17 protein-coding genes are annotated in these 20,386 nt (G+C 34.7%); 10 read left to right on the forward strand and 7 right to left on the reverse strand.

Going from position 1 to position 20,386, the window contains the following annotated elements:
- Window positions 1-252 precede the first annotated feature (252 nt).
- From M663_RS0113805 to M663_RS0113815, 3 genes are read left to right on the forward strand one after another with little or no spacing between them, the layout of a single operon-like run.
- Window positions 253-819 carry an aminodeoxychorismate/anthranilate synthase component II gene (locus tag M663_RS0113805; protein WP_003867635.1) on the forward strand — a complete coding sequence of 189 codons (567 nt, stop codon included), beginning with the start codon at window positions 253-255 and terminating at the stop codon, window positions 817-819.
- Between the two features lie 12 nt (window positions 820-831).
- Window positions 832-2,136, forward strand: a complete 1,305-nt coding sequence (pabB, locus tag M663_RS0113810; RefSeq protein ID WP_012268612.1) for an aminodeoxychorismate synthase component I — start codon at window positions 832-834, stop codon at window positions 2,134-2,136.
- Between the two features lie 29 nt (window positions 2,137-2,165).
- Complete coding sequence (locus tag M663_RS0113815; protein WP_003867637.1) at window positions 2,166-2,924, forward strand: aminotransferase class IV; 759 nt, start codon at window positions 2,166-2,168, stop codon at window positions 2,922-2,924.
- A gap of 65 nt (window positions 2,925-2,989) precedes the next feature.
- Here M663_RS0113815 and M663_RS0113820 read toward each other — a convergent pair whose 3' ends face one another.
- Window positions 2,990-3,283, reverse strand: a complete 294-nt coding sequence (locus M663_RS0113820) for an FMN-binding protein (RefSeq protein WP_029689352.1) — start codon at window positions 3,281-3,283, stop codon at window positions 2,990-2,992.
- A 114-nt stretch (window positions 3,284-3,397) separates the two neighbouring features.
- Here M663_RS0113820 and M663_RS0113825 point away from each other — a divergent pair, with 114 nt between their 5' ends.
- On the forward strand, window positions 3,398-4,669 hold the full coding sequence (locus tag M663_RS0113825; protein WP_004398963.1) for an MFS transporter: 1,272 nt from the start codon (window positions 3,398-3,400) through the stop codon (window positions 4,667-4,669).
- Here M663_RS0113825 and M663_RS0113830 read toward each other — a convergent pair whose 3' ends face one another.
- Genes M663_RS0113830 through M663_RS0113850 form a run of 5 tightly spaced genes read right to left on the reverse strand, consistent with a single transcriptional unit; the run spans window position 4,670 to window position 10,338 of the window.
- Window positions 4,670-5,635, reverse strand: coding sequence for a dipeptide ABC transporter ATP-binding protein (locus tag M663_RS0113830; protein ID WP_003869652.1), 966 nt, complete (start codon window positions 5,633-5,635; stop codon window positions 4,670-4,672).
- Window positions 5,632-6,615, reverse strand: coding sequence for an ABC transporter ATP-binding protein (locus M663_RS0113835; RefSeq protein WP_004398962.1), 984 nt, complete (start codon window positions 6,613-6,615; stop codon window positions 5,632-5,634). Before M663_RS0113835 ends, M663_RS0113830 begins: the two co-directional genes overlap by 4 nt.
- A gap of 11 nt (window positions 6,616-6,626) precedes the next feature.
- Window positions 6,627-7,556 carry an oligopeptide ABC transporter permease gene (gene opp4C, locus M663_RS0113840; RefSeq protein ID WP_006569745.1) on the reverse strand — a complete coding sequence of 310 codons (930 nt, stop codon included), beginning with the start codon at window positions 7,554-7,556 and terminating at the stop codon, window positions 6,627-6,629.
- 13 nt (window positions 7,557-7,569) lie between these two features.
- Entirely contained in the window at window positions 7,570-8,535 is a 966-nt protein-coding gene (locus M663_RS0113845; protein WP_029689353.1) for an ABC transporter permease, read from the reverse strand.
- A gap of 60 nt (window positions 8,536-8,595) precedes the next feature.
- Window positions 8,596-10,338: an ABC transporter substrate-binding protein gene (locus tag M663_RS0113850; protein ID WP_029689354.1), complete on the reverse strand. Its 1,743-nt coding sequence runs from the start codon at window positions 10,336-10,338 to the stop codon at window positions 8,596-8,598.
- Between the two features lie 498 nt (window positions 10,339-10,836).
- Here M663_RS0113850 and M663_RS0113855 point away from each other — a divergent pair, with 498 nt between their 5' ends.
- The 3 genes from M663_RS0113855 to M663_RS0113865 all read left to right on the forward strand — a co-directional run bounded on the left by M663_RS0113855 (window position 10,837) and on the right by M663_RS0113865 (window position 14,358).
- Window positions 10,837-11,511, forward strand: coding sequence for a hydrolase (locus tag M663_RS0113855; RefSeq protein ID WP_003869657.1), 675 nt, complete (start codon window positions 10,837-10,839; stop codon window positions 11,509-11,511).
- Window positions 11,512-11,640: 129 nt separating this feature from the next.
- Window positions 11,641-12,774 carry an aldo/keto reductase gene (locus M663_RS0113860; RefSeq protein ID WP_029689355.1) on the forward strand — a complete coding sequence of 378 codons (1,134 nt, stop codon included), beginning with the start codon at window positions 11,641-11,643 and terminating at the stop codon, window positions 12,772-12,774.
- A 300-nt stretch (window positions 12,775-13,074) separates the two neighbouring features.
- Window positions 13,075-14,358 (forward strand): SH3 domain-containing protein, encoded by a 1,284-nt coding sequence (locus M663_RS0113865; protein WP_029689356.1) that lies wholly within the window; start codon window positions 13,075-13,077, stop codon window positions 14,356-14,358.
- Between the two features lie 21 nt (window positions 14,359-14,379).
- Here the strand turns inward: M663_RS0113865 and adhE are convergent, their stop codons facing one another.
- Window positions 14,380-16,998 (reverse strand): bifunctional acetaldehyde-CoA/alcohol dehydrogenase, encoded by a 2,619-nt coding sequence (gene adhE / locus M663_RS0113870; RefSeq protein WP_029689358.1) that lies wholly within the window; start codon window positions 16,996-16,998, stop codon window positions 14,380-14,382.
- 310 nt (window positions 16,999-17,308) lie between these two features.
- Between adhE and M663_RS0113875 the strand changes: the two genes are divergently transcribed.
- The 3 genes from M663_RS0113875 to M663_RS0113885 form a co-directional block, all read left to right on the forward strand.
- A complete protein-coding gene (locus tag M663_RS0113875) occupies window positions 17,309-17,776 on the forward strand; it encodes a methylated-DNA--[protein]-cysteine S-methyltransferase (protein ID WP_029689359.1) in 468 nt (155 codons plus the stop codon).
- A gap of 161 nt (window positions 17,777-17,937) precedes the next feature.
- Complete coding sequence (locus tag M663_RS0113880) at window positions 17,938-18,381, forward strand: MarR family transcriptional regulator (RefSeq protein WP_029689360.1); 444 nt, start codon at window positions 17,938-17,940, stop codon at window positions 18,379-18,381.
- A 110-nt stretch (window positions 18,382-18,491) separates the two neighbouring features.
- Window positions 18,492-20,386 (forward strand): ABC transporter ATP-binding protein (locus M663_RS0113885; protein ID WP_029689361.1); only part of this gene is annotated, 1,895 nt, incomplete at its 3' end.

A 20,386-nucleotide genomic window follows, 5' to 3' on the forward strand; every position in this document is an offset into this window, starting at 1 on the left:
ATATGTCAAGCATATTATACCCTGTTTTGGTTTTGAGGTCTGTGTAAAAAACCTTTGATACTCCCATCTTTCCTCTTTAGCTCACTTCAAAAAATCTTGTAAGTAAAATTATAATCGTTTTTTGTAGATTAGTGAATAGCTTATTTTTACTCAAAAGTCCACAAAATTTTTAAACTTTCTTGACAGCTGCTTTATCAAAACGATAATATATTGAAAAAGGCAGTGTGAAAGTCAACAAAGGTGGTTTTGAAGATGGTACTAATTGTTGATAATTTCGACTCTTTTACATACAATCTGTATAACTATTTCTTAAGACTTGGTGCAAAGACCATTGTGAAAAACAGAGACGAGATTGATATTGATTATATCAAAAAATTTAATCCGTCGCACATTGTTCTATCACCTGGTCCTGGAAGACCTACTGATGATAAGATACTTTTTGAAATAATAGATAATTTTAAAGATACAAAAAAGATCCTTGGCGTATGTCTTGGGCATCAAGCAATTGGGATGTACTTTGGAGCAAGGCTTATAAAGGCAAGAAAGCCTATACATGGGATTGTAGATACAATAGAGCATGATGGACAGGGTATATTTAAGGGATTAAAAAGTCCTTTAGAAGTTACAAGATACCATTCTCTTATCTTGGAGAAAGATAGTATGAATGTAAGAGAACTGATTATTAGCGCTATTACAAAAAATGATGAGGTAATGGGAATAAGGCATAGATTTTATCAAATTGAAGGTGTTCAGTTTCATCCAGAATCGATTGCAACAGAAGATGGGCTTTTGATGATAGAAAACTTTTTAAGAGGGTGAAGTTTTTTGAAGATGGTTGTGTATGATAGTCTTTTAAATCCTTTTGATGTGTTTTGCTATCTGAATGATAAATTTTCAATACTACTTGAGAGCAATCTATTTAACAAAAACTTTGGAAGATATTCTTTCTTGTTTGTAAACCCCAAAGATGTGTTTATTTGCAATGATGAAGATGATGTGTCTGAGTTTCTGCAAAGGCTTTCGGAAGAGGTTTTAAAAAGAAGAGAAGATTCAGAATTTATTTTCAATGGTGGTTTTGCAGGATACTTTTCTTACAATTTTGGAGTGGACCTTTACAATGTTAAAAGAAAGAAAGATGTGTCATCAGTTTATAAAGCTTTCTTTGGGTACTACGAGGATTTCATTGTTCTTGACCATCTTGAAAAAAAGATGTATGTAAGTCTATCTTCAAAAGAGCATTTAGAAAAGATTGATAAGCTTTTAAAAAGTCCAAGCTCTTTTGTGATGGAATTTAAAAGACCAGTTGTTGAAGAATTTGTTACCAACTTTGAAAAGAAAGAATACAAAGCGTGTATAAAAAAGATCAAAAATTACATATATGAAGGGGATGTTTATCAAGTAAACTTGTCCCAGCGCTTTGTGTTCAAAGGCAGCTTTGACCCAGATTATGTATATTCAACTTTAAGGTCAAAAAACTATGGTGCATACCATGCATATATAAAGCTACCAAAAGCAAGTATTATCTCAACATCACCTGAGCTTTTCTTGAGAAAAAGAGGTAAAACCATAATAACAAAGCCTATCAAAGGGACAATCAGAAGGGGTAAGGATGAGGAAGAAGACAAGAGATTGAAAGAGATTCTTTTAAATGATGAGAAATGCCGTGCAGAGCTTTTGATGATAGTTGACCTTGAGAGAAATGATTTTGCAAAGATATGTACACCACATACAATCACTTTGGAAAAACTTTTTGAGGTTGAGGAGTACTCAAGTGTGTTTCATCTTGTTTCAACAATCAAAGGCGACTTGAAAGAGGGAGTGGAGCTTGATAGCATAATAAAAGCAACATTTCCGGGCGGTTCTATCACAGGTGCCCCAAAGTTAAATGCAATTAAGATAATCGAAGAGTTAGAAAAGGACCCAAGAGGTATATACACAGGTTCAATAGGGTATATTTCAAACAACTTCAACATGGATTTCAATATTGCAATCAGGACCTTAGTGATAGAAGGCAATACTGCTTATTTTAATGTTGGCGGCGGGATTGTATGGGATTCTACTGAAGAAGATGAGTATGAAGAGACACTCCACAAAGGAAAACCTATTTTTGATATTTTGATAGGCAAAAACATGTGAAATTTTTGAAATAGGGGGACGATTATAAATTGTTTTTTGAAGATGATTTTGATAGCTTTAATCTTGGGCTTGTTCCTTTTGACACAATATATTATAAAAATGGAGATGCTCATTTTTTGGCTGAACATTATAAGAGACTAAAAAGAGGTTCTTGGGTTCTATGTTTGAATTTTGAAATTTCATATGATGAGTTTAAGTATAGGATAAGAGAATATGTTTGTAGAAAAAATGAACGTTTTGGCGCAATTAGGGTGGTATATTTTAAAAATCAGCTTTTAATATTTGAAAAAAGAATCAGATATACAAATGATTTATTCAAAAAAGGGCTTGATTTGACAGTGTCAAAAGTAAAAAAAGACCCAATCAACATTTTAAACTATATAAAGACTTTCAACATGGGAATAAACCAGATAGAAGAGGCAAGGGCAAAAGAAAAAGGATATGATAGCTGCCTCTTTTTGAACAAAAAAGGGCATATATGCGAGGCGGCATTTTCAAATATATTCTTTAGAAGAGGCAATGAAATTTTCACACCACATCTTTCTTGCGGGCTTTTGCCGGGTGTGATGAGAAAAAAGGTGTGTGAGGTTGCAAAAGATTTAGGATATGTTGTAAAAAAAGAATTTTTAACTTTAAATGATCTTACCTCAATGGATGAATGTTTCATAACAAGCAGTGTTGCAGGGGTTTTTCCTGTTCAGAAGATTGGCAAGCTTGAGTTTAAAAGCAGAACCTTTGCCCAAATTGTTGGGCAGATGGAGTATTTCAAAAGACCATGGGTGGAGTAAAAGAAAGAGAGTGCACCTGTGAATTTTATGGGACACTCCCTAATTTTCTTAAGTTTACAATTATACTAATTTTGTGAAGTTTGTGAACATTCGATCCTTGCCTTGTTTAGAGCATCTTCAACAGCCATGATTATTCCATAAGACGTCCTTGTTGTACCAGAGATTATATCAACATTGGTTGATTGAGTTTGGATAATCTCCTGTGGAATTATCTCAAAAGGAAGCTGGGCAAAACTTGGTGTTTCATTGTGTGAGACTATCTCAATCTTTGTTGTTACACTTTTAGTCATGTTTGGAATTCCTGGTGTTAAACCAATTCCGATCGTTGGTTTATCTGCTTTGCTTTCCTTTGGAATCAATGACTTTGTGAAATACCTTTTTTAAGAAGACATGGATAACTTTTGAGTATTTCTAAAGCCGCCTTTTAAAGCGGCTTTTTTGGAGGATATATACGGGAGGAAAGGAGAACATATATGTCGTTCATCGCCCAGGTTAAATTTTTGCCCAAAGAAGTAAAACGTTTTATAGCAACTGAAGCCTTATTGGGTATAGGAATGGGGATTTTTGGTTTAGTATTAAATTTGCATTTGCTTGCTTTAAACGTTTCTCCTGAACAAATAGGAGCTCTTAATTCTGTAGGAACTTTAGTGATGGGGGCAGCTGCTATTCCAGCAGGTTTTTTTGCTAATTATATTGGGAGAAAACGAATTTTTATATCAGGAATAACTCTTACAGGGATAGGATATGGGCTTTTTGGATTAGGGGAATCTATAGGAGTTTTTTATTTGGCACAGATTATACAATTTATAGGAATTTCCTTTTTGATTACAACAGAAATACAGCTTTTATTTTCATATGCTGAGACAAATGAATTGGAAACTGTAAGTTATAGCCTTTTATTTGCTGTTTTTACTCTATTTAGTGGAGTAGGTACGCTTTTGGGAGGCTTTATACCCAATTGGTTTCCATATGGTAATACAAAATATCAAAGTTCTGTGTATATATCAGCCGTGTTAATTTTAGTGGCGGCTTTATTAAGAGGGATTTTGTTGCCATGCGTAAACAATAGTTTTGATAAAGGTAAGAGTAAGTTGTTATTGTCAAATATTAGAATTTACCAAGTTTTTGATAAAAAAATTCTTTTAATTATTTTTTATCTTTTTTTGGCGGGTATGGCTTTTTCTACGATAATTCCTTTCCAAAACGTGATTGTGAAATTTCGGATGGGTTGGAGCGATGAATATGTCTCCTATTTGCTTACAATAAATGGGCTAATTTTGTTTTTTGCTTCTATGATAATGCCATGGATAATAAATAAATTTGGAACCATTAAAGCTTATTACTATGTATATGGGATGAATTTATTGTTTGCACTTATATTAGCCTTTAATAATATTTCTGTAATGATGTTTTCAACAATATTTTTACTAAGAAGTGGTAGTTTTACGCTTTTGAATAATATGATAGAAAGTCAAACAATGTCTGTTGTAGAGGAAGAAAAAAGGGATTTTTTTGCTGGAGTAAAATCACTTTTAAGGAGTATAGGATCAGCAATAGCCAGCTATTTAGCTGGCTATATCCTAGAAAATCAAAATTATACTTATCCCTTTCTAATTACGTTTGTAATACTATTAGTAAGTCTTTTGTATTTTGCTATATTTATTAAACCGATTTTTATTGAGAAGCTAAACAATAGTAACTTTTCTTTTGAAGAAGAAATTCAAAAAGATGTGGAAGGCATCTAGCTATACCAAATGGCAAGCTACGAAATGCCCTCCTCCTACATCTTTGTATTCTGGTACTTGTTCTCTACAAATGTCTTTAGCAAGTGGGCATCTTGTGTGGAATTTGCATCCTTTTGGTGGATTCGCAGGGCTTGGGATATCTCCTTCTAAGATTATTCTTTCTCTTTTTAAGTCTGGGTCTGGAATTGGAACGGCAGACAAAAGGGCTTGTGTATAGGGGTGAAGTGGATGGGCAAAAAGTTCGTCTCGTGCTGCCATTTCAACTATAGACCCAAGATACATTACTGCAACTCTTGTGCTTATATGCTCTACTACACTCAAATCGTGAGAAATAAACAAATAAGTTAACCCTTTTTGCTCTTGCAAATCCATAAGCAGGTTGATTATTTGGGCTTGTATTGATACGTCAAGAGAAGATACAGGTTCGTCTAACACAATAAATTCAGGATCTAAAATGAGTGCACGAGCTATTCCTATTCTCTGACGCTGACCACCAGAAAATTCGTGAGGATAGCGGTCTATATGGTACGGAGCTAATCCGCATATCTCCATTGTTTCTATGACTTTATCCCGCAATTCATTTTTAGAAATAAGGCCATGGTCTAAAAGAGCTTCTCCTATGGCATCTCCTACTCTAAGGCGTGGGTTTAAAGAGCTAAAGGGGTCTTGGAAAACCAATTGCATTTTAGGTCTTAGTTTTCTAAGCTCGCTTTTTTTGAGACTGTGAATAGGAATAGATTTGTAAAAAACTTCTCCGTCAGTTTTATCATACAACCTTATTATAGTACGCCCGACTGTGCTTTTACCACAACCAGATTCGCCAACAAGACTTAAAGTTTCACCTTTATTTATAGTGAATGTCACTCCATCTACTGCTTTTACATATCCTATCGTCCTTTGTAAAATACCGCCTCGTATTGGGAAGTATTTTTTAAGGTTTTTTACTTCTATTAAAGGTTCACTCATTTTTTCCACTCTCCTTCATAGAGCCAGCAGGCGACTTTGTGCCCATTTTCGTCAGCTGCAAGTTGAGGTATCTTTTGGCGGCAAATGTCCATTGCATATTCGCACCTATCGCTAAAATAACAATAGTCTCCCAAACCAATAGGGTTAGGCACTTGCCCTGGGATTGTGTATAGTCTTTCTTGCCTTTGACCAATTATTGGTTTTGCCTTTAAAAGACCTCTTGTATATGGGTGTTTAGGGTTTTTGAAAAGTTCTCTTACAGGAGCTTCTTCAATAACTTTTCCAGCATACATAACTACTACGTAGTCAGCTATTTCAGCAACAATTCCAAGGTCATGGGTTATAAGCATTAAAGCCATATTTCTTTCCTGCTTTATTTTTCTCAAAAGGTCAAGGATTTGGGCTTGAATTGTTACATCAAGAGCAGTGGTTGGTTCATCAGCTATTAAAAGTTTTGGATCGCAACTTAGAGCTATTGCAATCATTATACGCTGTCTCATACCACCGCTTAGTTCATGAGGATAACTTGTCATTATCTGTTCAGCTCTTGGTATGCCAACTTGTTTAATAAGTTCAATAGCCTTATTCCAGGCCTCTTTTTTAGTCATGAGTTTATGCACCATTAAAGGCTCCATTATTTGTTCTCCAATTGTTAAAACAGGGTTTAAAGAAGTCATTGGCTCCTGGAATATCATGCCTATTTCATTACCGCGTATTCTTCTCATTTCTGCCTCACTTAATTTAAGAATATCTCGCCCATCAAAGATTATTTCGCCACCTTCAATTTTCCCAGGAGGAGACTGAATTAATCTCATTAGGGATAAAGCAGTTACACTTTTGCCGCAGCCAGATTCACCGACAATGCACACCGTTTCCCCTTCTCGTATAGAGAAACTTACATCATTTACTGCTTTTACAACACCTTCTTCAGTGTAGAAAAAAGTTTTGAGATTGCGAAATTCTACTAGATTTTTCGCCATTTTGATTCCTCCTAAATTTTTTGTCTAGGATCGAAAGCGTCTCTTAAAGCATCACCAATGAAGTTGATAGCTACGACAGTTAGCATTATAGCAACACCTGGCGGAATCCAAAGCCATGGACGCTTTGCAAAATCGATCATATTATTTGCAGCAGACAGCATATATCCCCAAGAAGGTGTTGGAGGGATGACACCTAGTCCTAAGAAACTTAAAGCAGATTCTGATAATATTGCGCCAGCTACTCCCAATGTTGCAGAAACTATAACAGTAGGTAATACATTGGGGAAAAGGTGTTTTATTATTTTTTTACTATCTCTTAAACCTAAAACTTCTGTTGCCAGCATGAATTCCTGCTCTTTTAAACTCAAAATTTGGCTTCGTATAAGCCTTGCAAGACCTACCCAGGATATAAATCCTAAGATAAACATGACATAGTATATCCTTTGAGGTGGCGGAATTTTTAAGTCGGACATTATAGCACCTAACATGATTAAAATGGGAAGACCAGGCATAGCGTAAATGATATCTGCCAACCTCATTATTATGACATCTAACCAGCCTCCGTAATATCCTGCGATAGAGCCTAACATTCCACCGATTAAAACGATTATCAAAGTAGCTGCAATCCCTATTGTAAGGGAAATTCTACCTGCAAGCATAAGCCTTAAAAGCACATCTCTTCCTAGATTATCTGTACCAAGCCAATGTTCTGCACTTGGTGGTTGATTCCCTTTTGATACATCTATTTTTGCATCCAGATAAGGCGAAAAATAAGGCCCTACAAAAGAGAAAAGGAACATAAAAGTCAAAATTACCAGTCCCAATATGGCGTATTTATTTTTTAAAAATCTATGGAAAGCGTCTCTCCAAATCGAAGGTGCTTTTTTCAGATTATTTTTCTTTTTATAATCAAGAGGTTGATTTACATTGACTTGATCCAAAGCTTTATCCCCCCTATTTAAGTCTTACACGTGGATCAGCAACGCCATACAAAACGTCAGCTAAAATATTTGCTAAAATTGTAAGAACGGTTATGAGCATTGTGTATCCCAAAAACAATGGATAATCCCTTATATAAATTCCTTCTAGAACGACTTTACCAATGCCGGGCCAGTTGAATATCCTCTCAGTTATCATTGCACCTGCAAATAAGCTAGGTAATTCTAAAGTAAACAAAGTGATCAAAGGTAGAAGAGCATTTCTTAAAGCATGTTTAAAAATAACAGTTCTTTCCTTTAAGCCTTTAGCTCTGGCAGTCCTTATATAATCTTGCTTTATGACTTCTAGCATATTTGCCCTAAAATAGCGGCTTAAGCCCCCTACACTTATTAAAGTTAGAGTAGCAACAGGAAGCACCATGTGCTTTGCAACATCAACTATATGGGCCCAACCAGTATAATTGGATCCTGTTGTTATCATTCCACCTAAGGGGAACCATTTGAGGTCTACTGCAAAAACTTTAAGCATAACAAGACCTAAGAAGAAAGAGGGTAAAGAGTAAAGGATAAATACAAGCAAGGTAGCTATGGTATCGAATACGGAATACTGCCGTACAGCAGAATAGATACCGACTATAGAGGCAATTAACCATTCAAAGAACATTATGGCAACTCCCAATATAAAGGAATTCCATATAAAATCATTTATTACCTGTATAACAGGTTTTTTAAACAATAAAGAGTCGCCCAAATCACCTTTTAAGACACCGCTTGCCCAAGATATATATCTTTGAGGGAGTGGTTTGTCCAATCCATAAAGGGCCCTTAATTGTGCAGCCCTTTCCTCAGTCATCTTAGGATTTTGAAGTTGAGAGGTGACGTAGTCACCAGGTGCCATTGCAAAAATTAAAAATATTATTATAGAAGCTCCAATTAATGTAGGAATACTCTGTAGTAGTCTGCGTATAATAAACTGTGTCATTCTATCCCTCCTAATAGATGAAAAGCCCGGCCCTTAACAGCCCGGGCTTTTAAATTTAAATTAATACGCAAGAATTTCTGCTTGATACAGTGAATAAGTAAAATCTCTGAAAGATGAGATCTGGAATCCTACTACTCTGCTGTTCTTTGCGTTGAGGTCATTTCTCTGATACAGGAAGATGTATGGCAAGTCATCGTTTAATACTTTGTAAAGTTCATGGTAAATTTCCTTGCGTTTGTTCATATCTAATTCTTCACGGCCCTTTAGTATGAGTTCATCAACTTTTGGATTTGCATACCCTATTTTATTCTGAGACCCTTTTGAGAAGAATATAGTATAAGGATCTGGTTCAGGAGTTAAGCCCCAAGCCATGAAGTACATTTCAAAATCGCCTTTATTGACCTTGTCAATTATGGCGTTGAATTCAAGAGGTTCTGCCACAAATTCTATACCCAATTCTTTATAATTTTCTACTGCCATTGGCACTAAAGCATCATTTACTGGATTAGGTGATGAAGCTAAGAAGTGTATTGTAAATTTCTGACCATCTTTATAACGATAACCATCTGGTCCTAATTTCCAACCAGCTTCATCTAAAAGCTGCTTTGCTTTTTCTGGGTTATAGTCATAATGTATTATGTCTTTTTCATCAGGATATGCCCATGATACTTTAGACTGTGGCACATCTCTTACTTCTGCTAAGCCCTGATATACAGCATCAACTATAGCTTTGCGGTTAAGACCATAAGCTAATGCTTTACGCACTCTTACATCCTGGAATTTTGGAAGTTTGTGATTGAAAGCTATATAACCATAACCATTAGTTGGAAGTAAGCTATAATCAACAAATCCAAGGCTTTCTAGCAACTCTACGTTATCTTTCTTTGCTGTGATGTTTGAGGTCTCATAGTCTGTTTCACCGGTTTGTAACATTTGAACAGCTGTTTCCTCTGTTGTAGTTTTGTAAATTAAGTGTTTAATTTTTGGAGCACCTTTCCAGTAATTCTCATTTGCTACTAAGCGAACTTCTTGACCAGGAACAAATTTTTCAAATACATAGGGACCTGAGCCGAGTGGCTGCTGTTCTAAAGCCTTTACTCCGTCTAATTTGCCTTTAGCAAAGTCTTTTCCATAATAATGTTGTGGGATAACTGGGATATTAAGGTCTGACAAAGATGTTCCGAGAACTTTTTCTAATTGAATCTGTATTGTATGGTCATCTATTACTTTTATTCCTTCAATTTTGTCTGCATTTCCTTCATTATATTCTTTAAACCCTTTGATTCCTGCTGCAGATAAAGCAATTGGCCCATCATAAGTAGGATCAGCTAGTACATAATAAGAAAATTCTACGTCCTTAGCTGTCAAAGGTGTTCCATCACTAAATTTTACGTCATCTCGTAAATGGAAGGTGATAGTATTGTTATCTTTGTCTATATCCCAACTCTTTGCAAGAGATGGAATGTATGTTCCATCGAAGTCTACCTCTAGTAAACTATCAAAAATAGCGCTGTTTACATAATTGTCATATGATGTTTCAGAATAGAGAGGATTGAAAACTCCTTTTGGCTCATGAAGACCTATTATAAGTGTGTCGGTACGAGCCTTTGATGCTTCTGGTATTTTTGAAGTGTCTTTTGCTTTAGTCCAGTTGTCGCTATCTTGAACTGAAGCTGTAGGTGTTGTTTTTTGTTCTTGAGATTGTTGTGGCGTTTGAGTTTCTGTCTTACCACAGGAGGTCAAAAAAACAGATAGGATAAAAATTAGGGTCACAACTAGAGGAAGCCACTTTTTTCTTAGCATTTTTTAAATTATATTTATTTTGTACACGATTACTATTATAGCATATTTAATATATATTGGCAACATATCCACTAAAAGTGTAAATCCTTTGCGGATTTTTTTAATTTTACACATGTATTTTTAAAAATATATTAAAATACAAACATGAAAATTATTAATTTTTAAATATCTATTTTAATTTTATGCAAACGAAGATGATTTTAGTACATATTTTGTGAAATTTTTTCATAAAAATTTAATAAACCTTCAAAAAAAGTAGCAAAAGTATAAGTCAATTTAAAATTTAATATTATTTTTAAACTAAAAATGGTTTTTGACTACTAAAAAGTAAATAAACAGCAAAATGATTTTAATATCGCTTTTGCTTGTATTTGTATGGCCTTTATAAAGCAAGAAGTGGATCTTTGAAAATATGAGATTAATTCTTAAAAGGTGTTGATTTATAAACAATTGTTGGTATAATATTTTTATAAAATAAGAGCAAAAGATGGTGATAAAATGTCTGATAATTTTGTTCCCGAGATAACTTCACCTTTAAGGCAAAAGATGGTTTTAGTTCCTGAAGTTATTCATCAAAAAGCTTCGGGAATAAAGGTCTATGGTAAATTAATAAAATCCCTTGTTTTTACAACAGATATTGCTTTGATTAGAAATACTAATGCTCATGCTGTTTTAGCAGTATATCCGTTTACTCCTCAGCCAGTTATTACTCACGCTCTTATGATGGCAGCGGATATACCGGTATTTTGCGGGGTGGGTGGAGGACTTACACAAGGAAAGAGAGTTGTTAACTTGGCTCTTGACGCGGAATTTTCTGGAGCAATGGGAGTTGTTGTAAATGCTCCTACTGCCAATGATATAATCAAAAAAATTAGAGCGACAATAGATATACCTATTGTTGTAACTATAGTGTCGGAGAAAGAGGACATAAAAGGGAGAGTAGAAGCTGGCGCTACAATACTTAACATATCTGGTGCACAAAAGACACCTGATTTAGTAAAACGTGTAAAAGATATTTGTCCCGACATACCCATTATTGCAACAGGAGGTCCTACTGAGGAAACCATTTTAAAGACGATAGAAGCAGGCGCTAATGCTATATCCTATACTCCTCCTACAAATGCAGAGATTTTCTCAGAGATAATGGACAAATACAGAAAGGAAAGGGAGTAACTAAAAGGGCTTTTTGGCCCTTTTATAAATTACGATAAAAGTACTATGACGGTACAAACGTCTTTTTGTTTGTTCTGCTATTTATGATATAATATAAATTAAAACATTTTACAAAGGGGAGAGGATGAGATGCAATACAGACAATTTGGCAAGCTAAATATAGCAGTATCTGCATTAGGATTTGGTTTAATGAGGCTTCCTGTAATTGATAATGATAACAGCAAAATAGATGAGGCTGAAGCGATAAAGATGATAAGGTATGCCATTGACAATGGCGTGAATTATATTGATACAGCATGGCCGTATCATGGAGGTAACAGCGAAATAGTTGCAGGTAAAGCTTTAAAAGATGGTTACCGAGAAAAAACTTTTCTTGCTACGAAACTTCCCACCTGGCTAATTAACGAGAAAGAAGATATGGACAAATATTTAAATGAACAGCTCAAGAAACTTCAGACAGACCACATAGATTTTTATCTTTTGCATGCTTTAGATAAAAATAAATGGGAGAACATGAAAAAAGTTGATGCTTTAAGCTGGGCTGAAAAGAAAAAACAAGAAGGGAAGATAAGATACATAGGGTTTTCCTTCCATGATGAGTATCCTGTATTCCAAGAGATTGTAGATTATTATGACAAATGGGATTTCTGTCAAATACAGTACAACTATATGGACATAGATGTGCAGGCTGGAGAGAAGGGATTAAAATATGCTGCTTCAAAAGGCTTAGGTGTTGTAATAATGGAGCCTATAAGAGGAGGAAGGCTTGCCAACCCTCCAAAAGCAGTGCAAGACATTTGGGATACTGCAAAGGTTAAGCGTACCCCTGCAGAGTGGGCACTTCAATGGTTATGGAATCAGCCGGAGGTTTCGGTTGTGTTAAGTGGCATGAGCACGTTTGAGCAATTAAAAGAAAATATTGAAAGCGCAAAAAGGTCAGGAATAAATACCTTAACAAAAGAAGAACTTGAGATTGTGAGTAAAGTTAGAAACAAATACAAAGAGCTTTCACCAATAGCCTGTACAGGGTGTAACTACTGCATGCCTTGTCCAAATGGTGTAAATATACCAAGGAACTTTGAACTTTACAACGAAGCTCATATGTATAACACCTATGAAGCTAACCGCAGGGATTACGAAAACTTGGGAGATGCAAGAGCGAGTTCCTGCATTGAATGTGGTACCTGTGAGAGCGTATGTCCACAACATCTTACAATAATTGACTACCTTAAAGAAGTTGCAAATTATTTTGAAAGAGCATAACGAAAAAATAGGAGAAGGAGATTGACAAACTTTGTCACTCCTTCTCGCTTTCTTTTATGTATTAAAAATCTAGATGCCATGATGAAAAGCAGTTAAAAATATTGTTATCCCAAGAAGAAGACATAATATACTCAGTATTAAAAAAATGGCTAAATAAAATTTTTTCTCCATTTAGTATACCGCCCCTTTGTAAAACATATCTCTATAATATAGACGAAAAAGTTCGCTTTTAGTTTCATTTTTTTAAAATTTTTCTATAATAGGCGTGTATAAATTTGCATATATGAGAGGAGAGTTTGTATGTTTGAGGTTATTGAAGATATGTTAAGTCCAGAATATTGGATTAGGAAAATAGACAATGCCGACAAAGTTATTATGACACCACAAGAGATTGAAAACTTTAACAGAAAGATAATAAATAAAGTAGGTATGGTATGTGACATTGAGACATACAAAAAAAGTTTAAAAAAAGATGAGCTTATTAAGTTAATCAAAAGTTATGAGATACCCAAAAAGTCTATGTACAATAGGTACGGCAACCTCATAGAAGAAGACTTTTATGACGATGTAATAGAAAATACAAATTTAGAAAAAATTGAGGATGTAAATCCAGTAAAATACGGTATAGCAATTCGAAATACTTCTATTAGAAGTTTTCCCACGGAGGAAGCTGTTTTTGACAAGCAGGGAGATATTGAATTTGACAGGTTTCAAGAGACGGGATGTCAAGCTTTTGAACCTTTAGTTATTTTACACAAAAGTAAAGATAGAAAATGGTTTTTTATACAGATGTACAATTACAGAGGATGGATTAAAGCAGAGGATATTGCAATTTCAAAGGACAAAAAAGAGTTATTTGATTATGTAAATTCCTATAAATTTTTAGTGGTCACAGGAAACTACACAAAAACTCGGAGTAATCCTTTTGATATAAGCATTTCTAAACTGGAATTTACAATGGGTACTAAGATACCTCTCGAAACAAACAAAGTTCCAAGGCATATAGGCAATCAATCCGTAGAAGGCAATTATGTAATTAAAATACCTGTAAGAGATAGTAATGGAAATCTTCAATTTAAGTATTCTTTGATTTCCAAAAAAGAAGATATAAATTTAGGATACCTTCCATATACAAGAGAAAATATTCTAAAGCAAGCTTTTAAACTTTTAGGTGATAGGTATGGGTGGGGAGATAGTTTTGGGGGAAGAGATTGTTCAAGCTATATAATGTATGTTTTTAAAACTTTTGGCATAAGGCTTCCTAGGAATGCTAATGAGCAAGAAGCAGTAGCGGACAAATCCTATAAATTTATTGAGGGAATGTCAAATGAAGAAAGAATAAAAGTGTTCGACAGTGTAAAGCCAGGAGCATTAGTCTATATGCCAGGGCATGCTATGATTTACATTGGAAAAGAAAAAGGCATTCCTTATATAATACATAATTTTCATGGGTATGGAGAGAAAAAGGAAGATAAATATGAATTTGTTCCTGTAAATGAAGTTATGGTAACCTCTACTTTTCTGCCGACAACTTCAGGAGTATCTTTTATAGAAAAATTCACTTCTGTTTTGGAAATAGAATAAGGGTAAACTGAAAATTTACCCTTATTCTCCATAGGCTTTTCTATATATTTCTGCAATTTCGGATACCAATGGCATTCTTGGATTTGAGCCAGTGCACTGGTCGTTAAAGGCTATATCCGACATTTCCATTATTTGTTTTTCGAATTCTTCTTTATTTATGCCTGCTTCTTTAAGTGTCAAAGGAAGATTAAGCTCTTTCATGAGATTTTTTATCGCTTCAATGAGGCTTTTTACTCCTTCTTCAACTGTTGAAGCAGGAAGTCCCAAGAATTTTGCAATTTCTGCATATTTCTCGGCTGCTTTGGGATATTCATATTGTGGGAATGAAGCAAATTTTTTAGGTAACTCAGCATTGTAATCTATGACATAGGGCAGAAGTATTGCATTTGCTCTTCCGTGTGGAAGATGGAATTTAGCACCAAGTATATGAGCCATACTATGGTTTATTCCTAAAAATGCATTTGTGAAGGCCATTCCAGCTATGCATGAAGCATTGTGCATCTTTTCGCGGGCGACTTTATCTTGCCCGTTTTTGTATGCTTTAGGTAGATATTCAAATATCAATTTTATAGCTTTTTCTGCGAGAGCGTCTGTATAGTCTGATGCCATTACAGATACATAGGCTTCAATAGCATGGGTTAAAGCGTCCATACCAGTGTCTGCTGTGACAGAGGGTGGTATTGTCATTGTGAGGTCAGGGTCTATTATAGCGATATCTGGTGTTAATTCGTAATCTGTGAGAGGGTACTTTATATTTTTCTTTTTGTCTGTTATAACTGCAAAGGCAGTAACTTCAGAACCTGTACCGCTGGTGGTTGGTATTGCGATAAATAAAGCTTTTTTCCCCAGTTCAGGAAATCTATAAGTTCTTTTTCTTATGTCCATAAATTTTAACCTTAAGTCTTCGAATTTTGTATCAGGGTATTCGTAGAAAAGCCACATTCCCTTCGCTGCATCTATTGCAGAACCACCACCTACAGCTATTAGTAAGTCAGGCTCAAACCCTCTCATTATTTTTACCCCTTTTTCTACAGTGTCAACTGAAGGATCTGGTTCAACTTCAGAGAATATTTCATATTTAATATTTGCCTTATCTAATTGATACGTTACTTTATCTACAAAACCTAATTTAACCATCACAGGGTCTGTTACAATAAAGGCTTTTTTGCCTTTTACTTGTGACAGATATTGTAATGACCCTCTTTCAAAATAAATTTGTGGTGGAACTCTGAACCATTTCATTCTCTCTTTTCTTATAAAAACTCGTTTTATGTTTATAAGGTTATAAACACTTACATTATCTGTTGTTGAATTTCTACCCATTGTACCGCAACCCAAAGTCAAAGATGGGATAGCCGTGTTATAAATATCTCCAATAGCTCCTTGAGAAGCAGGGGCGTTTACAAGAATTCTTCCTGCTCGTACTCTTTTTGCAAATTCATTAATAATTTGTTGGTTTTCAGAATGTATTACTGCAGAGTGACCAAGTCCGCCGAATTCTGTCATTTCTTCACATCTTTTTATGCCTTCGTTGTAATCTTTGACTGTGTATAAAGCAAGTATTGGACTTAGCTTTTCTCTGGAGAGAGGATATTCTGGTCCTACAGCAGGATATTCAGCTACAAGTATTTTTGTGTTTTCAGGTACTTTAAATCCAGCCATTTCAGCAATTTTTGTTGCCGGTTGACCTACAACTGCTGGATTCATTAAACCGGTGTTTTTGTCTATAGCGAATTCTTCTAGCATTTTAGTCTCTTCTTTATTGAGAAAATAGCAACCATATTCTTTCATTAATTTTTTCACTTCATCTGCTATTTCTTCGTCTATTATCACAGCTTGTTCTGATGCGCATACTGTGCCATTGTCAAAAGTTTTGCTAAGTATTAGGTCTGAGACTGCTCTTTTAATATTTGCAGTTTTTTCAATGTAGCAGGGGACATTGCCAGGACCTACGCCAAGGGCGGGTTTTCCTGAGCTGTAAGCGGCTTTTACCATTCCAGCGCCGCCTGTTGCGAGGATAAGGGAGACGCCGGGATGTGTCATGAGAAGTTGCGTTGCTTCAATTGAAGGCGTTTCAATCCAACCTATGCATCCTTCTGGTGCACCAGCTTTTAATGCTGCCTCGTACATGGTCTTTGCTGCTTCTATACTAGATTTTAATGCTTTTGGGTGAAAGCTAAAAATTATTGGATTTCTTGTTTTAATAGCGATTAAGCTTTTGAACATTGTTGTAGAAGTAGGGTTTGTAACGGGTGTTACGCCGGCTATAACTCCTACAGGTTCTGCCACTTCCATATAATTTTCTTCTAAGTTTTCACTTAGGACGCCGACAGTCTTTTTGTCTTTTATATAATTGTACACATATTCTACTGCAAAAAGATTTTTCGTTATTTTGTCTTCATAAACACCCATTTTTGTTTCTTCATGGGCTAATTTTGCCAATCTCACATGATTTTCAATACCAGCCAAAGCCATAGCTTTAACTATTTTATCTATTTGTTCTTGGGTATAAGACATGAATTTTTCTTGTGCTCTTTGTGCTTTTTCTACTAATTGGTCTATTTGTCTTTTAACATCCAGCGTTTCTTTCACTTCTGTTTTTTCTTTTACTTCTCTTCTTTCTTGTAATAAGTTAGGCATAAGAACACCTCCATATTGATAATAATTTAACAAAATATTTTATTTAAATAAAGAGATTGTCAAAGTGTACTTCGAAAAATTTAAGTATTTTTCTATAAAAATTAGAAGTTAACAATAGTTTGCTCTATATTTTAATTGTTATTCATTTAACAATCTCTTTACACTTTTATAATAAAACAGGTTTAAAATGATGTCAATAGTGATAAATCGATATGAAACGATTACTCAAAAAATTTTACATTATGTTTTTGCAGATTATATTGTGATATAATCAAATTACCAGTTTTTAAATTTTTAAGGAGATGAGAAGGTGCTGTATAAAAAATTCTTATCGCCTATTGGCATGCTTACAATATTTTCTTCGGGTAAAGGTATATGCCGCATTGACTTTGAAAATGAGAAATCTTCATTAGAAGGTTTTAAAGAAGGCAGCGATTTTTATATTGAAGAGTGCATTAGGCAGCTTGACTTATATTTTCAAAAAAAATTAAAAAATTTTGACGTGCGGTTGGATTTGCAAGGTACAGAGTTTCAGAAGGCTGTGTGGGAGGAGATTTTAAAAATTCCTTATGGTGAAGTTAAGACATATGGAGAGATTGCGAGATTAATTGGCAAGCCAAAGGCAGCAAGAGCAGTAGGGCAAGCTCTTAATAAAAATCCTATTCCCATTGTAATTCCCTGTCACAGAGTTATTGGAAGTAACGGAAGCTTGACAGGTTTTGGAGGGGGTATTGAGATAAAAAAGTTTTTATTAAGGCATGAAGAGGTGGAGGTGTAAAACCGCTTTTAATTTTATTAGCGGTTTTTTTATTTTATTTTTTTGAAAAGCTTTAAGAAATCTTGACATACTATTATGAGAAGAGTACAATATATTTTGTATCAGAAATATTTGAATACAAAATATTCGCATGCGAAATAATTTAAAATGCGGTGGTGAAAATGGAAGAGATAAACAACGGATTGAAAATACTTAAGCTTTTAAAACAAATAATGAATATTATAAAGCATTCTATGAAATACGAGTGCAAAGATTTTGACATTACAGGACCACAAGGAATGCTTATGGGCATTTTAGCCCGTTATGGTGAAATGAAAGTAAGTGACTTAAGTCAGAGATTAGGGCTTTCCAATAGCACTGTTTCTGGCATTATTGACAGATTAAAAAAGCAAGGCTTGGTAGAGAGGACGAGAAGCACTGAAGATAGAAGAGTTGTTTATGTCAGTGTGACTCCTAAGTTTAAAGATACTTTTCAAAAACATTTCAAAGAAGCTGAAGAGAAGTTTGAAAAATTAATAAGTAGAACAAGCCCACAAGACCTTAATAAAATAATTGAAGGATTAGAAGCACTGAAAAAAATATTGGAAAAACAACATGATTTATAGTGAGGAAGTATAACAAAATTAAGTAAATAAGTTGAGGAAGTAGAAATTTAAAAAGAAGTAGTTCTCACAAAAGAAATCGAGGCAAATTTTTAGGAGGAGAAGGTGTTGGTATGGTAAAACTGGCGAAATATTTAAAACCCTATATTCTGTTGATTTTTTTAGCAGTGTTCTTTATATTTGTTCAAGCAATGAGTGATTTGTCATTGCCTGACTATATGTCCAAGATAGTTAACAATGGAATACAGCAAGGTGGCATAGTAAATGCAGTTCCTGAGGCTATAAGGAAAAGCGAAATGGATAAACTTTTGCTATTTGTTACACCTGAAGAAAAGGAAGAGATTTTAAAAGATTATACATTAGTAGACAAATCCAGTCCTGATTATGATAAATATGTAAAAAAATATCCTATTCTTTCAAAAGAGCCTGTATATGTCCTTAAAAGCGTAGATAAATCAGAAATTGACAAAATAAATTTACCTATGGGGAAAGCCTTTTTAGCTGTTACAGGTGTGGAAAAAGCTAAAGCCAGTGCAAAAAACGGAAGTATAGAATTTAATGGAAAGAAAATACCGGCAAATGTAGACCTCTTTGCTATGATCTCTCAACTGCCAGAAGAGCAACTTATTCAAATAAGAGATGAAATGAACAAAAAGTTTGCTTCTTTAGGTGACAATATGGTTATACAAGCTGCAACAATGGCTGTAAAAGAAGAATACAAGGCAATTGGCATAAATACAGACAAAATTCAAACTGATTACATTCTTCATACTGGCCTTATAATGCTATTGATAACTGGACTGAGTGCATTAAGCACTATTATGGTAGCATTTTTTGCATCAAAAGTGGCAGCTGGAGTAGCGAGAGATTTGAGAAGAGATTTATTTGCAAGAGTAGAGAGCTTCTCTAATGCTGAATTTGACAAATTTTCTACGGCTTCTTTGATAACAAGAACTACAAATGATATTACACAAATACAAATGCTTCTTGTAATTATGGTAAGATTGGTGTTTTATGCGCCTATAATGGGTATAGGTGGTGTATTTAGAGCACTTAGCAAAAGTGTTTCAATGTCTTGGATTATAGCTTTAGCAGTAATAGTACTTTTAGGTATAATATCAGCATTGTACTCCATTGCGATGCCCAAGTTTATGCTAATGCAAAAATTGATTGATAGATTAAACTTAGTTACTCGTGAAAATTTGTCAGGAATAATGGTGGTAAGAGCTTTTAATAATCAAAAATTTGAAGAAGAGCGCTTTGACAAAGCTAATCAAGATATTACAAAAGTAGGGCTTTTTGTAAATCGTGCTATGGCATTTATATTTCCATCTATGATGCTTGTGATGAATGGAATTACTCTTTTGATAGTATGGGTAGGAGCTCACCAAATCCAAAATTCCAGCATGCAAGTTGGAGACATGATGGCATTTATGCAATACGCTATACAGATTATCTTTGCATTTTTGATGTTCTCAATGCTGTTTATAATGATACCAAGAGCATCAGTATCGGCAGAGCGTATTGCTGAGGTTTTGGCTACAGAGCCTTCTATAAAAGACCCAGAAAATCCAAAACAATTTAATGAAAATATGGCTGGAACTGTAGAATTTAGGAATGTATCTTTTAAATATCCAGGTGCTGAAGAGTACGCTTTAAAGGATATAAACTTCAAGATTTTGCCAGGGCAGACAGTAGGCATAATAGGAAGAACAGGTTCTGGAAAGAGTACCTTAGTGAATTTGATCTTGAGATTTTACGATGTGACAGAAGGACAGGTTTTGGTTGATGGTGTAGATGTAAGAGAGGTAAAACAGGAAGACCTGCGTCGCAGAATAGGATATGTACCCCAAAAGAGCTGGCTTTTCAGCGGTACAATTAAATCAAATTTGAAATATGGAAATGACCAGGCTACTGATGAAGAAGTAAGAGAAGCAGCAGAAATTGCACAAGCAATGGAATTTATAAATAAGCTAATTGCGATGTTTGAAACCGAAGTAACAACAAT

The sequence above is a fragment of the Thermoanaerobacter sp. A7A genome, assembly GCF_000445185.1.
Taxonomy (GTDB): Bacteria; Bacillota; Thermoanaerobacteria; order Thermoanaerobacterales; family Thermoanaerobacteraceae; genus Thermoanaerobacter.

Coding starts and splice junctions, on each gene's coding strand:
- M663_RS0113805 (WP_003867635.1), top strand. CDS start 253: ATGGTACTAATTGTTGATAATTTCGACTCTTTTACATACAATCTGTAT.
- pabB (WP_012268612.1), top strand. CDS start 832: ATGGTTGTGTATGATAGTCTTTTAAATCCTTTTGATGTGTTTTGCTAT.
- M663_RS0113825 (WP_004398963.1), top strand. CDS start 3,398: ATGTCGTTCATCGCCCAGGTTAAATTTTTGCCCAAAGAAGTAAAACGT.
- M663_RS0113830 (WP_003869652.1), bottom strand. CDS start 5,635: ATGAGTGAACCTTTAATAGAAGTAAAAAACCTTAAAAAATACTTCCCA.
- M663_RS0113835 (WP_004398962.1), bottom strand. CDS start 6,615: ATGGCGAAAAATCTAGTAGAATTTCGCAATCTCAAAACTTTTTTCTAC.
- M663_RS0113845 (WP_029689353.1), bottom strand. CDS start 8,535: ATGACACAGTTTATTATACGCAGACTACTACAGAGTATTCCTACATTA.
- M663_RS0113850 (WP_029689354.1), bottom strand. CDS start 10,338: ATGCTAAGAAAAAAGTGGCTTCCTCTAGTTGTGACCCTAATTTTTATC.
- M663_RS0113855 (WP_003869657.1), top strand. CDS start 10,837: ATGTCTGATAATTTTGTTCCCGAGATAACTTCACCTTTAAGGCAAAAG.
- M663_RS0113860 (WP_029689355.1), top strand. CDS start 11,641: ATGCAATACAGACAATTTGGCAAGCTAAATATAGCAGTATCTGCATTA.
- M663_RS0113865 (WP_029689356.1), top strand. CDS start 13,075: ATGTTTGAGGTTATTGAAGATATGTTAAGTCCAGAATATTGGATTAGG.
- adhE (WP_029689358.1), bottom strand. CDS start 16,998: ATGCCTAACTTATTACAAGAAAGAAGAGAAGTAAAAGAAAAAACAGAA.
- M663_RS0113880 (WP_029689360.1), top strand. CDS start 17,938: ATGGAAGAGATAAACAACGGATTGAAAATACTTAAGCTTTTAAAACAA.